11 protein-coding genes are annotated in these 16,613 nt (G+C 39.4%); 4 read left to right on the top strand and 7 right to left on the bottom strand.

Annotation, left to right across the window (positions count from 1 at the left end; all coding sequences use genetic code 11):
* Positions 1 to 364: 364 nt before the first annotated feature.
* From mazG to dgt, 4 genes are all read right to left on the bottom strand, one after another.
* Complete coding sequence (gene mazG, locus GTH25_RS03820; protein WP_075673389.1) at positions 365 to 1,162, bottom strand: nucleoside triphosphate pyrophosphohydrolase; 798 nt, start codon at positions 1,160 to 1,162, stop codon at positions 365 to 367.
* 102 nt (positions 1,163 to 1,264) lie between these two features.
* Positions 1,265 to 3,502 carry a GTP diphosphokinase gene (gene relA / locus GTH25_RS03815; protein ID WP_075673388.1) on the bottom strand — a complete coding sequence of 746 codons (2,238 nt, stop codon included), beginning with the start codon at positions 3,500 to 3,502 and terminating at the stop codon, positions 1,265 to 1,267.
* A gap of 71 nt (positions 3,503 to 3,573) precedes the next feature.
* Positions 3,574 to 4,899, bottom strand: coding sequence for a 23S rRNA (uracil(1939)-C(5))-methyltransferase RlmD (rlmD, locus tag GTH25_RS03810; protein WP_159241697.1), 1,326 nt, complete (start codon positions 4,897 to 4,899; stop codon positions 3,574 to 3,576).
* Positions 4,900 to 5,288: 389 nt separating this feature from the next.
* Positions 5,289 to 6,797, bottom strand: a complete 1,509-nt coding sequence (dgt, locus tag GTH25_RS03805) for a dGTPase (protein ID WP_075673454.1) — start codon at positions 6,795 to 6,797, stop codon at positions 5,289 to 5,291.
* 127 nt (positions 6,798 to 6,924) lie between these two features.
* On the opposite strand from dgt, the gene mtnN reads away from it, so the two are divergent.
* Together mtnN and btuF are read left to right on the top strand one after the other, a co-directional pair.
* A complete protein-coding gene (gene mtnN, locus GTH25_RS03800) occupies positions 6,925 to 7,620 on the top strand; it encodes a 5'-methylthioadenosine/S-adenosylhomocysteine nucleosidase (protein WP_164530337.1) in 696 nt (231 codons plus the stop codon).
* A 105-nt stretch (positions 7,621 to 7,725) separates the two neighbouring features.
* Complete coding sequence (btuF, locus tag GTH25_RS03795; RefSeq protein ID WP_075673456.1) at positions 7,726 to 8,553, top strand: vitamin B12 ABC transporter substrate-binding protein BtuF; 828 nt, start codon at positions 7,726 to 7,728, stop codon at positions 8,551 to 8,553.
* Between the two features lie 221 nt (positions 8,554 to 8,774).
* On the opposite strand, the gene erpA is transcribed toward btuF, so the two are convergent.
* Complete coding sequence (gene erpA, locus GTH25_RS03790; RefSeq protein WP_006534944.1) at positions 8,775 to 9,119, bottom strand: iron-sulfur cluster insertion protein ErpA; 345 nt, start codon at positions 9,117 to 9,119, stop codon at positions 8,775 to 8,777.
* A 275-nt stretch (positions 9,120 to 9,394) separates the two neighbouring features.
* Between erpA and hemL the strand changes: the two genes are divergently transcribed.
* Positions 9,395 to 10,681, top strand: a complete 1,287-nt coding sequence (hemL, locus tag GTH25_RS03785; RefSeq protein ID WP_156733068.1) for a glutamate-1-semialdehyde 2,1-aminomutase — start codon at positions 9,395 to 9,397, stop codon at positions 10,679 to 10,681.
* A 91-nt stretch (positions 10,682 to 10,772) separates the two neighbouring features.
* On the opposite strand, the gene mrcB is transcribed toward hemL, so the two are convergent.
* A complete protein-coding gene (mrcB, locus tag GTH25_RS03780; protein WP_075673458.1) occupies positions 10,773 to 13,079 on the bottom strand; it encodes a bifunctional glycosyl transferase/transpeptidase in 2,307 nt (768 codons plus the stop codon).
* 128 nt (positions 13,080 to 13,207) lie between these two features.
* On the bottom strand, positions 13,208 to 15,640 hold the full coding sequence (hrpB, locus tag GTH25_RS03775; protein WP_083629107.1) for an ATP-dependent helicase HrpB: 2,433 nt from the start codon (positions 15,638 to 15,640) through the stop codon (positions 13,208 to 13,210).
* Positions 15,641 to 15,725: 85 nt separating this feature from the next.
* Here hrpB and sfsA point away from each other — a divergent pair, with 85 nt between their 5' ends.
* On the top strand, positions 15,726 to 16,436 hold the full coding sequence (sfsA, locus tag GTH25_RS03770; RefSeq protein WP_109419528.1) for a DNA/RNA nuclease SfsA: 711 nt from the start codon (positions 15,726 to 15,728) through the stop codon (positions 16,434 to 16,436).
* The last annotated feature ends 177 nt before the right edge of the window (positions 16,437 to 16,613 follow it).

The following is a 16,613-nucleotide window of genomic DNA, read 5'->3' as shown; positions in this document are numbered from 1 at the left end:
CAGTAAAAATTCAATAAACTAAACCCGTGAAAATATTTCTCAAGCATTTTAGCTTAATCCTTTCAGCTAAGATACCACTTTTAGAAAAGAGATGCTTTATTTTTTTCACGATATTAAGTGTAGCAGGTTTATAGCGAGATCTTTTGCTTATGATCATGCTTTTAATTTTTTTGAGGTTAATCACATTTTTAATGCAATTAAATGTAACTGCAATATTTAAAATCATCTAAAAACAAAAAAACGAAATTACCTTTTATAATTTCGATTTTTAACAAGTTTTATAAAAACAGCTGAAAAAACGAGATGTTACAAGCTATTTTTATCGCATTTTATGTCACACTGGCGTTAATTTGCGTGTCACAATTCACTCAATCTGTTGTTTCTTTGCTTTCTGCCAACAGATCTCCATCTCTTCCAATGAAGCATTTTCTATGTCTATGCCATCTTCCGAGAGCGTTTTTTCAACAAAGCGAAAGCGTTGTTCAAATTTACGACATGCTCGATTTAATGCTTGTTCTGGTTTTTGTTTTAAATGCCGAGATAAATTTACAACTGAAAATAGTAAATCACCCAATTCATCTTCAATTTTAGACGCATCTTGAGGTGTTTTTTTCACTTCAGCCATCACTTCATTAATTTCCTCAAACACTTTACCTAAAACAGGTTCAAGTTCATTCCAATCAAATCCGACAGAAGCACATCGTTTCTGAATTTTTTCTGCTTTCATCAAAGCGGGTAATGTAGCGGGAATATCATCTAATAATGAAAATTGTGCTTTTGCTTCACGCTCTTGTGCTTTCAGCTTTTCCCAGCGATGTTTTTCCGTTGATAAATTGTTTTCGCTTTCAGAGGCAAAGATATGAGGATGACGACGTTCTAGCTTATTACTAATCGCTTCACAAACATCATTAAAATCAAATAATTTTTGCTCTTGCGCCATTCGTGAATAAAAAACAACTTGATAAAGCAAATCGCCTAACTCTTCTTTTAAATCAGCAAAATCTTTACGAGTAATAGCATCTAACACCTCATACGTTTCTTCTAATGTATAAGGCGCGATAGTGTCAAAAGTCTGCACTTTATCCCATTCGCATCCAGTATCTGGATCACGTAACTGCGCCATAATTTCTAATAAACGAAAGATTTCACGATTTTCTGACATCATATTGCCTTTTAAATAAGAGTGAGCTTTATCCTGTTTAATACATTTTTAGATAAAAAAATGCCGAGAACAGTTGTCTCGGCATCTTATCATTTTAATGTTTTAGTGAGAAAAGCGTTTCGCCTCTATCACATCAGGCAACTGATTAAGTTTTGCCAAAATACGACCTAATACTTGGAGATTATAAATCTCAATATTCATATCGATTGTCGCAATTTGTTGCTTCACATCACTACGGCTACTGACACCTAGCACATTGACTTTTTCATTCGCTAAAATAGTGGTGATATCACGCAATAATCCACTACGATCATTAGCAACAACACGAACAACTAATGAATAACCACTAGAGTAATTCTCTCCCCATACCGCATCAACGATACGTTCTGGTGCATGAGAAAGCAGTTCAGCAAGTTGCTCACAGTCAGCGCGGTGAATCGAAATACCACGACCTTTAGTGATAAAGCCGACAATATTGTCACCCGGAATAGGTTGGCAACAACGTGCGATATGATGCATTAAGTTACCCACACCTTCGACAACAATGCTTCCACCTGATCCTGTGGCTCTAGGTGCTGGCGTTTTGTTTTCAAGTGTCCGCAGAGCTTCTTTATCTTCATCTTCCGCAGTGGCTTTATTTAATTTACTTTGAATAAAGTTCACTAACTGGTTAATTCTGATATCACCGACACCAATACCAGCTAATACTTCATCAACACTATGCACGTTATAACGCGCAATCAGCAGTTTTTCTGCTTCTTTCATGTTGATATCCATATGCGCCAATTCGTTATCTAAAATCTGGCGTCCAGCAAGAATATTTTTATCGCGATCTTGCTTACGGAACCAATTATGAATTTTCGCACGCCCACGACTTGTGGTGACATAACCTAAGTTAGGATTTAACCAATCACGACTTGGATTAGGATGTTTTTGCGTGATAATTTCAATTTGGTCACCCATCTGTAATTGATAGCTAAACGGCACAATACGCCCGCCAATTTTCGCTCCAATACAGCGATGTCCCACATCACTATGAATATGATAAGCAAAATCAAGTGGTGTTGATCCCGCTGGTAAATCAACTACATCACCTTTTGGTGTAAAGACGTAAACTCTATCATCAAAGACTTGGCTCCGGACTTCATCCAACATTTCGCCAGAATCCGCCATCTCTTCTTGCCATGCAATCAGTTTACGTAACCATGCAATGCGGTTTTCATAACTGCCTGTACCGCCTTTCGTTGCAGCGCCAGTTGCACCTTCTTTATATTTCCAGTGCGCAGCCACACCCAATTCAGCATCTTCATGCATTTGGCGAGTACGAATTTGGATCTCAACCGTTTTGCCTTCAGGCCCTAACACAACCGTATGAATAGATTGATAGCCATTCGGTTTTGGATTTGCAACATAATCATCGAATTCATCAGGCAAATGACGGAAATGCGTATGTACAATCCCTAATGCTGCATAGCAGTCTTGAAGACGTTCAACAACAATACGTACCGCTCTCACATCAAATAACTCATCGAATGCGAGGTTCTTTTTCTTCATTTTGCGCCAAATACTATAGATGTGTTTGGGACGTCCATAGATATCTACATCGACATTTTCTTCTTTCATATAACCACGTACTGTACTGACAAAATTATCAATGTACTGTTCGCGATCGATACGGCGCTCATGAAGCAAGCTTGCTATTTTTTTATATTCATCAGGATGAAGATAGCGGAAACAAAAATCTTCTAACTCCCATTTTAATTGACCAATACCCAATCGGTTGGCTAATGGTGCATAAATATTAAAACACTCTTTAGCAGCCAGTACGCGCTCATCTTCTGTGGCATCTTTCACTTCACGTAAATGGGCAATACGTTCTGAAAGTTTAATGACCACACAACGGAAATCTTCCACCATAGATAACAGCATGCGACGCACGTTATCTACCTGAACTGAACTTGTTTCATTAGTGTGTGTCGCTTTTAATTGGCGTATGGCATCCATCTCCATAACACCACGCACTAAGCTCCAAATGGCATCACCAAAGTGTTCAGTAACAATTTCCTGATCAATAAGATTTTCTTCAGCAAGAGGGAAAAGAAGCGCTGCCCTCATGCTGTCTTTATCCATGCTTAGTGTCGAAAGAAGCTCAACCATTTCAACACCACGCCACAATAACAGTTCGGCATCTTCACGCCCTTGAACAGTACGATGGCAGTATTCCCAGGTTTGCATGATTTCACTACCCGCATTGACATGGGTTAAGTTCAAGCTATTGACCCATTTATCAACAGCAAACTCTCCTGCAGGTGTTAAGTGAGCACTTCTTACTGCAACCATATTCTCTCCCTACACGGTATAAATCTTATTTGCGACTTATTTACTGGCTAACTGTTTATTTTCAAATAAATTTACTTTCGACTAAACAGTGCCATTGATTCCAGATGACCCGTTTGTGGAAACATATCCAACATTTTTAAACCGGCTAGCTGATATCCAGAATCTAATAATATCTTACTATCTCTGGCTAACGTGGTCGGATTACAGGAGACATACACAATTTTTTCTGCGGATAACTTCACAATATGTGACATTACCTCCAAAGCGCCTGCTCTTGCGGGATCTAACAACACTTTGTTAAAACCTTCTTTCGACCACGACATCGCAGAGAAATCAGCTGATAAATCTGCATGCCAAAAATGCGCATTACCTAGTTGGTTTAGTTCTGCATTCTTTTTCGCCATTTCAACCAGCGCAGGTACACCTTCGATGCCCACCACTTCACTGACACGTTTTGCGATAGGTAAAGTAAAGTTTCCCATACCACAAAACAGATCTAACACGCGATCTTCTGGCGATAAATCAAGCCATTCAATAGCTTGTGCAACCATCTTAGGATTTATTTCATCGTTTACTTGAATAAAATCAGTAGGTGCAAAACGTAAATTTAGACCTTCTATTTGATAGAAGGGTTCCTTCTCAATTGAAGTTAATCGTGCTATCTCGCTATTATCACCTGCAAGATACATCGTAACTTGATGAGTTTGAGAGAAATCACGCAAACTCTGTTTATCACTCTCAGGTAATGGTGATAGATGACGTAAAATCACCAACGGCCCATTATCAGCGAGCACCATTTCAACATGCCCTAAATCACGTACTGATGTTAATTGTTTAAGACATTCCCAAAGAGGAGACAATAAATCATTTAACTGTGATTTTAATACTGGGCATTTTTTTATCATGACCAAATCATTAGAGCGCTCTTGGCGAAAGCCCATCACCAACCCTTTTTCAGGTTGATAACGCAATCCCAATCTTGCTCTACGACGATAACCATATTCAGCGCCGGAAATAACAGGTTCCGCCGAAATCACCACACCCGTTTCACGTTTAATAAGATGTGATAACACACCCGCTTTTGTTGTACGTTGTAACGCAATCGGCACATGTTGCTGCTGACAACCACCACAACGCTCATAATATTCACAATGAGGCGTTATACGCTGCTCACTAGTAGTTAAACGCTTAATAACCTCGCCTTTAGCAAACTGGCGCTTTTCTTCTGTTAAACGAATACGAGCAGTTTCTTGTGGGAGTAATCCTTTTACAAAAATCGTTTTGCCCTCAGCATGAGCAATACCTTGACCATTTGCATCCAATGCACTGGCGGTCACTTCCAGAGTTGTCGCCTGTTTTTTCACAGGGCGTTTTTTAGGAGAATAAAACTGCACCATAGTATTAAATTAAGTATCAATGACGGATTAACAGTGAAATGGCATCGTTTTAGAATACGCTGTATGTTTTTCAGCGTTACATGAATGACTATGCATTTCAGAAGAAAACATGGGAAGAGTATAACATCGAACAAGTTATTTACTTAACTGATATAAGCAATATTTTTGTTAAATTGAGAAAACTTTTAATGATAACAACCTAAGGCACTCGCTTTATGAATTTTATATTGTTCTATAACTAACAAATATTATATATAACTTTTATATTGAATATATTTACAATTAATAACATCTATTTTCTGTTATTTTAATAAACATTTATTATCACTAAGAAAAGTCTAAAAATTATCACCAATCAATTAGATAGCATTTCTCTTAATGATTACAAATTAATCACAAACCATTAATTTTCTATATTCTTCATAAGCATAATGATCAGTCATTCCACTGATATAATCTTGAATTAATCTGGTACGATAATAAAACTCTAAAATTTTTCCTTTTTCAGTATTTATATCATTTAGCTTTTCTAACATTTCGTTATAAGCCAGTTTATGTTTAACAGAAAGCTTATGATATAAACGCGTCTCAATTACATATTTAGGATGTTCGTTATATTTATGCAATCTTAAAAAATCTTCAGTTGATAATAAAAGCAAGGGCTTATAAATATCAAGTAATCCACTGATCACGCGATATCCTTTCATTTCAAGCTCTTCAACTTCAGGATGGCTAAACACCCATTTTTTAGCGACACTTTTTAATGTTGTTAATAAACGATGCTCTGCACTATCTCCCTCCAATAAGGCGTGATTAAAACTCCCGTCATAAACTTGAGGGAGATTTTTTATAAAACGGTACGCCGTATAAGGGACTAATTTTCCTGTAATATAAACTCGTAAATACATAAAAAACTGATCTTGCATGCTACGTTTAGCTTCATTTTGATCGACTTTTTTATAGGCACGATTTACTGTAATATCGAATAAATCACCTTCGGTCACATCACCATTTTCACGCCATGCATCTCGTAAAAGTTGAACAAGACGGTTGATATCAAAAATCCCCTTTTCTACCGCATCATCTAAATCCGCAATGCAATACGAGATATCGTCGGCAGCTTCCATAATATATGTGAGAGGAAAGCGACAAAATTCGCCCATATCTAATTTTTCTTGTACTTCTTTTACGAATGCTAATTCAGACCAGTAATACCCCGGTTTCTTCATTAAATAGCTATATTCTTTGGGGATTTCACCTTGCCAATAAGCAGGACGAGTATATTTTAATACACAACCTATTTGAGCATAGGTTAAATTCAATTTAAGAAGATGATGCGCCATTCGAATAGCTTGAGCATTGCCTTCAAATTGGCATAAATCTTGGCGTAAAGTTTGTCGCAATTCATTTAATTGCACTTTAGCTGAATACTGCATAGGGATAAACGGGCAATTATCGAATTCGGCTGTCGCCTCTGGTGATAATACTTTTTGAAACCAATGCTTAATCGCGGCCTCACCAAAATGACCAAAAGGTGGATTACCAATATCGTGCATTAAGCACGCCATCTCAATTAAACTTTCAAGACTATCGATGCGATCAATTAAGCCATACACTTCAAGCTTATTTTGTTTTTTTAATTCGCCGATAATTTGTTTAGCGATATAACGACCAATTTGCTGAACTTCAAGAGAATGAGTAAGACGGCTACGTACTGCGGAATTTTGCTCTAAAGGAAAGACTTGCGTTTTTTGTTGTAAACGCCGAATAGCGGCTGAGTTAATAATACGGCCACGATCACTTTCAAATTGACGAGAAACCTGCATTTCATCGTTAATATCGATATCACTGCTGTTATATTTGCGTTGATAATTTAACTTCAGCTTAAAATCGATCATTTCTGTCCTCTTTCTGGTTTCGATGAAACGAATTCTCTATTCTTTGTGTTATATCGTGTTTTTCCGATAGATGTTAAACTCTATTTAAATTTCTATTTATTATTAACCTACAAGTGAGTATGACACAATGAGAGTTGGCGTAATAGGTGCAATGGAGCAAGAAGTCACACTTCTACGTGAGAAAATTGAAGATTGCCAAATCTTATCTCGTGGCGGTTGTGAAATCTATACAGGCACAATCAACGGTGTTGATATTGCATTATTAAAATCAGGTATTGGTAAAGTTGCGGCTTCGATTGGCACAACCTTATTGCTTGAGCATTTTCGCCCTGATGTTGTTATCAATACTGGTTCTGCGGGTGGCTTAGACTCAAGATTAAATGTCGGTGATATCGTTGTTTCAACAGAAGTTCGCTATCACGATGCAGATGTTACTGCGTTTGGTTATGAACCTGGTCAAATGGCACAATGCCCTCCTGCTTTTATTGCAGATCCTAAACTTGTTAGCATCGCAGAAGAGTGTATTGAATCGCTAAAATTAAATGCTGTTCGTGGTTTAATTTGTAGCGGTGATGCCTTTATTAATGGTTCAGAGCCTTTAGCGCGCATTCGTCGTACATTCCCAGATGTTGCTGCCGTAGAAATGGAATCCACCGCGATTGGTCATGTTTGTCATCAATTCAACACACCATTTGTTGTAGTTCGCGCTATTTCTGATGTGGCTGATAAAGAATCACATTTAAGCTTTGATGAATTTTTATCTGTAGCAGCAGAACAATCAAGCTTAATGGTGACAGCGATGTTGGATAAATTAAAAGACTAATTAAGTCGAGATAATCCTAATATCGCTTTATCAATACCCCCACCTTTATTTTTTACTTATTCTAAGATAAAAGTTAGGTGGGTATTTTTTATTATTGGAATAGCAATGCGTTTATTTATCAATTTTGGATTATTACTCTGTTCATTATTTTGGCTAAACTTTGCCATTGCTATCACGCCTGCTGATCGTGTTATTACGCTATCGCCATCAGCCACCGAAATGGCTTATGCCGCAGGGATGAGTGATAATATTGTCGGAGTTAGTGCTTACTCTGATTATCCAGAGAGAGCCAAAAGTATTGAACAAGTTGCCAATTGGCAGGGTATTAATATCGAACGCATTCTATTATTAAAGCCAGATTTAGTGATTGCATGGCAAGGCGGTAATCCACAACGTTCGTTAGATCAGTTAAAAGCTTTGGGTATCCCTATCATCTATTCTGATCCACAAAGTATTGAAGAAATTGCAGACGATCTCGTTACTCTTTCCAATTATAGCCATCATCCTGATATTGCATTAAAAAATGCCCAACAATTACGCCAGCAATATCAAGTATTGCAGCAACAATACTCATCAACTATATCTAATCATCCCAAGAAAAAGGTGTTTATCCAATTTGGGATGCAGCCGTTATTTACCACATCAAATAACACATTACAAAGCTATATTATTGAACTTTGTGGCGGTGAAAATATCTTTGCTAATAGCTCTGTGGCATGGCCTCAAGTAAGTCGTGAGCAAGTACTTACAAAACAACCTGATTTAATTATATTCAGTGGTAAAGCAGATCAAATACCTACAGTACAAGCATTTTGGCAACCTCAGCTCACTGTACCCGTTATTGCTATTGATGAAGACAGTTTTAGTCGACCTGCACCGCGTATTATTAACGCAGCACAGCAAGTTTGTAAGGCAATAGCAACGAACCATTAGCAAAATAATTATTCTATCGCTACTAATACACAACCCTTTAAACAATCAAAAATAAAGAAGAGAAGAAAAAAAGAGAAGAGTAACCACAGACAAAAGTCGTGAGCAAGCAGTGCAACAAGACAGACAGCGCACAGTAAGCGGAGCATATATTAGTATGTGAGCATTACGAGCACTGCTCTAACGCCGTGGCACTACTGCACAGCCACGACGCCAAAGAAGGATCAAATACTAAAGGAGGAACCGCAACCACACGTACTCTTAGCATTAGGATTCGTCACAATAAAACGCGACCCTTCCAATCCCTCGGTATAATCCACACAGCCACCCACTAAATACTGTAAACTCATCGGATCAACCACTAAGGCAACGCCTTGTTTTTCTATGGTCATATCACCTTCATTCATTGCATCATCAAAGGTAAAACCATACTGGAATCCGCTACAACCGCCACCCGTGATATAAACACGTAAACGCAGATTTGGATTTTCTTCATCCGCAATCAAATCTTTTACTTTATTTGCAGCCGCGTCAGTAAATTGTAACGGCAGAGCCATATCATCACTCATTGTTCACTCCAGACTGGGTATTCCAGCAAAAAAACAGCCAGCAAAAATTTATATTTCTTGCTGATATAATGTGATGATTATCTAATACCTGCTCATAACCTTCAAGTTTGTTGTGGACAAAATACACTTTTTGCTACCTATCACTTTTTACGATAAACCACGTACCCACAATAACAGTGATAAATCAAAATGTTGTTGTCGTATATTTGGCTTCATCTGCGCGGTGCTTTAGAATACGCCTTAATCTTACGCTCACCCATCATTAGGAGTCTGACATGAGCAAGTCTGAAACGCTTTATAATCTCGCACAACAAGTGATCCCCGGCGGTGTCAACTCACCTGTTAGAGCATTTAACGGTGTAGGTGGAACCCCTCTTTTTATTGAACGTGCTAATGGTGCGTATATTTATGATGTTGATGGACGAGCTTACCTTGACTATGTCGGCTCATGGGGACCGATGGTTTTAGGCCACAACCACCCTTCTATTCGCCATGCAGTTACTGACGCTGTACAAAAAGGTCTAAGCTTTGGTGCACCAACAGCAGCTGAAGTTGAAATGGCAAACCTAGTTACTGAACTTGTACCTTCCATGGATATGGTTCGCATGGTGAACTCAGGAACAGAAGCGACAATGAGCGCTATTCGCCTTGCTCGAGGTTACACTGGTCGTGACAAAATCATTAAGTTTGAAGGTTGCTACCACGGTCATGCTGATTGTCTATTAGTAAAAGCGGGCTCTGGCGCATTAACGATGGGGCAGCCAAATTCACCGGGTGTACCGGCTGATTTTGTAAAACACACCTTAACCTGTACTTACAATGATTTGAATTCTGTACGCCAAGCATTTGAAAACTACCCTGAAGAAGTCGCTTGTATCATTGTTGAACCTGTTGCAGGCAATATGAACTGTGTACCACCAAAAGCAGACTTCTTACCGGGCTTGCGTGCATTATGTGATGAGTTTGGTGCATTGCTGATTATAGATGAAGTTATGACAGGCTTTCGCGTCGCATTAGGTGGCGCACAAGCTTACTACGATGTTGATCCTGACTTAACATGCTTAGGTAAAATCATTGGTGGCGGTATGCCAGTGGGTGCATTTGGTGGACATATGGAAGTGATGTCTAAACTCGCACCAATTGGGCCTGTTTACCAAGCGGGGACGTTATCAGGTAACCCCATTGCAATGGCAGCAGGTCTCGCGTGTTTACACGAAGTATCACAACCGGGTGTTCATCAAACATTAAATGAGCTAACAACAATGCTAGCTGATGGTTTACTTGAAAAAGCACAACAAGCGGGCATCCCGATGGTTATCAACCATGTTGGCGGTATGTTTGGTCTATTCTTTACGGATGCAAAAGAAGTGACTTGCTATCAAGATGTGATGAACTGCGATGTCGAGCGCTTTAAGCAATTTTTCCACTTAATGTTAGAAAAACGCATCTACCTTGCGCCTTCAGCATTTGAAGCTGGCTTTATGTCGATTGCTCATACCAAAGAAGATATTCAACGCACTATTGATGCAGCGGAATATGCTTTTGCTCAGATGAAGGGCTAAGATCCGATTAGTTTTTTGATAAAATAAGATGTAAATAAACAAAAAACGGCACTTATGTGCCGTTTTTATTTTAGCTAATCTACGTGATTACCTACTCAGAAAATAGATCTTGTAACCATTTTGGTGCGCCACTTTCATCAGTATCTTGCTGAATAGGTGTACACAATCCATCTGGATTTGCTGTCCATACAGGTAGAATACGAACACCTCCACCATAACAAGCAAAGTTACCTTGAGCATCAACAGACATTTCAGCGATATCTTCTGGTACTGGTGGATTTAATTTCAGCGGTGCTTGATTTTCTAAATAGTTACGATACAGCAACAGCGCCCCTGTTGAACCCGTTAAGTTCGTTGGACCATTATTATCGCGTCCCATCCATGAAATCGTCACCTCCTTGCCATCTATTCCGGCAAACCAACTATCACGAAGATCGTTAGTGGTACCGGTTTTGCCTGCAAGGTTATAATTGCCAAATTTTGGTTTTAATACACGCCATGCTGTTCCCGAGTTCACCACTTGTTGCATACCAAATAACGTCATATAAGCCGCTTGAGGTGAGACAGTCGTTTCAGCTTGAGGATAACTTTGGTAAAGCACTGTGCCATCTTGGGCAATAACAGAACGTAATGATGATAATTTTGCACGATTACCTAAACTACCAATTGTTTGGAAGGTTTGAGCCACTTCCATCGGTGTTAAGTTTAATGCACCTAATAACATCGCTGGTACTTTTTCCAGATTTTCCGCTGGTGCGCCTAAGTTGATCCATGTTTTGATAACTTGGTCTAATCCCACTTCTAAACCAAGATTTACTGTAGGTATATTACGTGATGTTGCTAATGCATCCACCAGCATTAATTTACCTTTATAACCACGATCGTAGTTACGAGGTTGCCAAGGTTTCCCCCCCGGAATAGGTACAGAAATCGGTTCATCAGCAAGCCATGTATTTAAACGAAAACGCTCTGGTTCACTTAATGCGGTTAAATAGGTCGCGGGTTTTGCTAAAGAGCCAATAGAGCGACGAGCCGATAATGCGCGGTTAAAGCCCGCATATTGTGGTTGAGATCCCCCCACTAAGGCTCTCACTTCACCACTTAAGCGATCCACAACAACCATCGCCCCTTCAAGATCGTCTATTTTACGAACTTTACGGATATCTGCGACACCCACTTCAACTGCTTTTTCAGCTGCATCTTGTGAGACAGGATCTAATGTGGTGAAAATTTTCGTACCCGATAAATCTTTCACTTTATCGCCCAAGGTTGTTTGTAACTCTTGGCGAACCAGTTGCATAAACGCAGGTTGAGGCGTTAACGCTTCGCTACGTGGCTTCACACCTAAAGGACGCGCACTAAGTACATTGTAAAGCTCTTGGTCGATTATCTCTTGGGTTTGTAGTAGTTTTAATACCACATTACGACGTTCTAACGCTGCTTTAGGGTTACGCCAAGGATTATAAGCTGAAGCACCTTTAACCATCCCCACTAAAAGTGCTTGCTGATCAAGACTTAACTCATCAACAGGACGACCAAAATAGTAAAGGCTAGCTAAAGGGAAGCCTCGAATTTGTTCATCGCCACTTTGCCCTAAAAAAACCTCATTAAGATACAACTCTAGGATGCGATCTTTGCTATAACTCGCATCCATAATAATTGCCATATAGGCTTCATTTAGCTTTCTTTTTAACGTTCTTTCGTTAGTCAAAAATAGGTTTTTCACTAACTGTTGCGTTAAAGTACTCCCACCTTGAACTGCTCTGCCCGCAGTAAAGTTTGCTAATACAGCACGACCAATAGAATAAAAACTGATACCGTCGTGCTCATAGAAGCGGCGATCTTCTGTTGCAATTAATGTATCCACTAATAATTGTGGGAATTTATCTCTTGCTAAGAATAAGCGTTGTTCACCATTTGCAGATTGCATCATGGTAATTAATTTAGGATCAAGACGGAAAAAGCCAAACTGCCGCTGATTATCCATGTTAGTAATACTAACCAAGGAATTTTGCTCAAAGGCTAATTTAGCTAAAATTTGTTCTTCACGACCATCAGGAAAATCAAAAGGTCGACGCAACATTTCAATCGTGTTGCCTCTTACAACAAATTCGCCAGGACGAGTGATTTTGTTAACATTGCGGTATTGCATACCCTCTAGTAAGCTCACCATCTCTTTTTGGCTATAATTCATGCCCGGTTCTAAGTTAACGGTACGTCCGTAAACCGCGGCGGGTAATTCCCAAACATTGCCATCAAGGCGCTCTTTAATTTGAGAATGTAAATAAACACCATAAATGCCCATTAAAACCGCAATCACAATGGCGATTTTGACAAATAACCAAAACCAAGAACGACCTCTCTTGGTTTGTTTCACTGGTCTTTTCTTTCTACTCATGAACTGTATCTCTCATTAAAACCCCTTTATCTCGGGATAAAGAAGCCTAACATTGTCGCTATTTTTCTGTGTGATCCCACAAGAAAGCTCTCAAATACGAATAAAACTAGGGTAAAACTAATATTCATTTATTGGCTATATTTTTTTACTCGTCGTGTGGGTGCGGTATCTGCGGGTGAATCAGGCCATAAATGCTTGGGATAACGCCCTTTCATCTCTTTTTGCACCTCTTTATAACTTCCTGCCCAAAATGTCGCTAAATCTTGTGTTTTCTGAATAGGTCGATGAGCAGGTGATAATAATTCCATCACTACGGGTAATTGACCATTCGCTACAATAGGGCTTTGCTGTTCGCCATAAACCTCTTGAATGCGGATCGCGATCACAGGAGGTAACTCCAAATCATAGTTGATAATCACTTTTGTGCCTGTTGGCGCCAAATAATGCGTCGGAAATAAACTTTGAAGCAACTGATTTTCATGCCATGTTAATTGATTTTTAATAATCGTATTGATATCAATTTGTTGTAATGCCTTTAATGTCTGAACATCTCCCAGCTCAGGCAACAGCCATGTTTCTAACGTTTCAAGTAACACAGTTTCTTCTAAATCAGGTAATAAAGCTTCTGGACACCATTTTTTCGCCAAAGAAAGGCGTATAAAAAGCTGTTGAGTCTCTTCACTCAGTGCTAAAGCATTTAAACCGTTATCTCTCAACCAATTCAATAATGCTTGTTGTATTTGCTGTTTATTGGGTTTATCTAATTGGCGCCGGCTTAAGGTTAATCGTCCTAACTGACGTTGTTGCCATGCAACCAACGTACCGCGTTTTTCATCCCATTCAACAGTTGTATTATTTTCAATAAGCGTTGGAAAAGTAGCTGATATTTCATCAATATCAATCGGTAGCGCTAATAAAATTCGGACATCGGCATAATGTGCATTTTGTAGTAATAATGGTGCTAAGATCCACGCTGTATCACTTATTGAGTGCGAGTGCTCCATCATAGCACCTTGCCCATTTGCTAAGCGAAAACGACCTTGATTATCACGATTTTTAGCAATCCTATCAGGAAACCCAACCGCTAATAATAAACCTAACAATTCAGGACAAAACATCCCTTTCCGATGTTGAGAAAGCTGTTTTTCACGTCGTGCCCAAAAGGTGTTTTTTTGTTGAGCAATCCACTCTAAATTAATTTCTTGTCCTCGGGGTGGCTCTTCTAAGATTGCACATAAGCGTGCTGCTGTCGCAAGATGATTGTCACTTTGCTCATTCGCATAATCTAAGATTGCTGCTAATCGAGGCTCTATGCCCCATTGAGCCATGCGTGAACCTCGTGCGGTTAATCCACCTTGTTTATCTATTGCACCTAAACGGTACAATAAATCTTTAGCGGCATGTAATGCTTGAGGTGTTGGCGTATCTAACCAATTCAACTGATTAATGTCGCGACAACCCCACTGCAAGACAGAAAGCCATAACGACGATAAGTCACTACTTAAAATTTCAGGTATTTGGTGAGAAGCAACACGCTCTGCCTGTTCTTGGCTTATTAAATGCCAGCAAATACCCGCTTCAAGACGTCCTGCTCGCCCTGCTCTTTGTGTCTGTGATGATTGACTAATTCTTTGACGCTGTAAGCTAGTAACACCGCTTTTCAAATCAAATTGAGCACGTTTTTCAATAGTGCTATCAAGAACCAAGCGAATACCTTCAATTGTCAGACTGGTTTCTGCAATATTGGTGGCAAGTACCACTTTTCGATAACCTTTTTCAGTTGGTTCAATCGCTTTTTGTTGTTCCGCTAATGAAAGCGCGCCATAAAGTGGAAATAGTAAAATATTGCCATCCACTTTATCTTTTAGAATATCTACAACACGCACTATCTCTGCACTACCCGGCAAGAATATCAGCATAGAACCGGTTTCTTGTGCCAATAATCTCAACGCCATTGTGGCAATTTCTTGTTCAAAGGGTTGATGCGTATTGATAGGAGAATACACTCTTTCGACGGGGTAACTACGCCCTTGTGCGCTGATCATGGGGGCATCTGGTAATAGTAAGGTGAGTTTTTGATTATCTAAGGTTGCAGACATAATCAAAACACGTAAATCATCACGTAACCCCATCTGCACATCAAGCAATAGAGCCAGTGCTAAATCTGCCTGTAAACTGCGTTCATGAAATTCATCTAAAATCACTAGGCTCACGCCAGTCAACTCTGGATCTTGCTGTAACATCCGGTTTAATACCCCTTCAGTTACCACTTCAAGTCGAGTCTGTAAGCTGACTTTGCTTTCCGCCTTCATACGGTAACCTACCGTATTTCCAACATCTTCATTTAGCTGACTGGCTAAACGGTAAGCAATGCTTTTAGCCGCTATTCGTCTTGGCTCTAATAAAATGATTTTGCCATCAAAGCAATTTTGCTCCAGCAAATAGAGCGGAAGCGCCGTGGATTTACCAGCACCAGTAGGTGCATGAAGCAAAACTTGTGGGGATTGTTTTAACGCAGTAACGATTTTTTCTGTTACATCAAAGATTGGCAATAAATGCACACAGGCTCCATGACTCATTAACTTTCTTGGCTAGGCATTGTAGCATTAGCGCTTTATTAAAGGTCGTATTTTCATCGGAGTTGTCATGAAATTTGAGCAACCGCTACAATCTGCCACTTTACTAAAACGATATAAGCGTTTTTTAGCAGACGTTGTTACCCCTAATGGGGAAGAATTCACGCTCCATTGCGCCAACACCGGTGCAATGACGGGATGTGCGACACCCGGTGATACCGTTTGGTACTCCACCTCTTCAAATGCAAAAAGAAAATATCCGCATAGCTGGGAACTGACTCAAACTCAAACCGATGATTGGATTTGTGTAAATACCTTAAGAGCGAATGGAATTATTGCTGATGCTATTGAGGCAGGCGACATTCCAGAATTATCTGAGTATGACGAGATAAAACGAGAAGTGAAATACGGTAGTGAGAACAGCCGTATTGACATTTTACTTAAATCAAATCATAAAGTTGACTGTTATATTGAAGTGAAGTCAGTCACCTTGCTAGACAACGGTATGGGCTATTTCCCTGATGCAAAGACAGAACGCGGTCAGAAACATCTTCGAGAGTTGACGGCTATCGCAAAATTGGGCTTAAGGGCTGTCTTATTCTACGCAGTTCCCCATACTGGGATTACGGAAGTGACTGTTGCTAAAGAGATTGACCCTGCCTATGCTTCACTGCTAAAAGAAGCCTGTGATGCAGGGGTTGAAATCTTGTGTTATCGCATCAATATTAGTGAATACGATTTAACAATTGGACAGCAATTACCTTTTATTTCAAATGGTTAATTGATTCACATGGTGTTAGTTAAGCATTTTTTAACTAAAAAGGGACATTTACTTGCGTGCCTTCACACCATGAGAAAACTTATTGAAGGAATAATTGCTATCCTCGCGGGCATCTGCTATTTATAGCGCCCTATTTTTTCCCCTTCCTGTTTTGAAGGTGGGGATTATTCAGAAATG

Origin of the sequence: Proteus terrae subsp. cibarius, assembly GCF_011045835.1 — a bacterium.
GTDB classification, from domain to species: domain Bacteria; phylum Pseudomonadota; class Gammaproteobacteria; order Enterobacterales; family Enterobacteriaceae; genus Proteus; species Proteus cibarius.
Note: the sequence above shows the minus strand (reverse complement) of the source record. Positions and strands in the feature narration are given on the sequence as shown.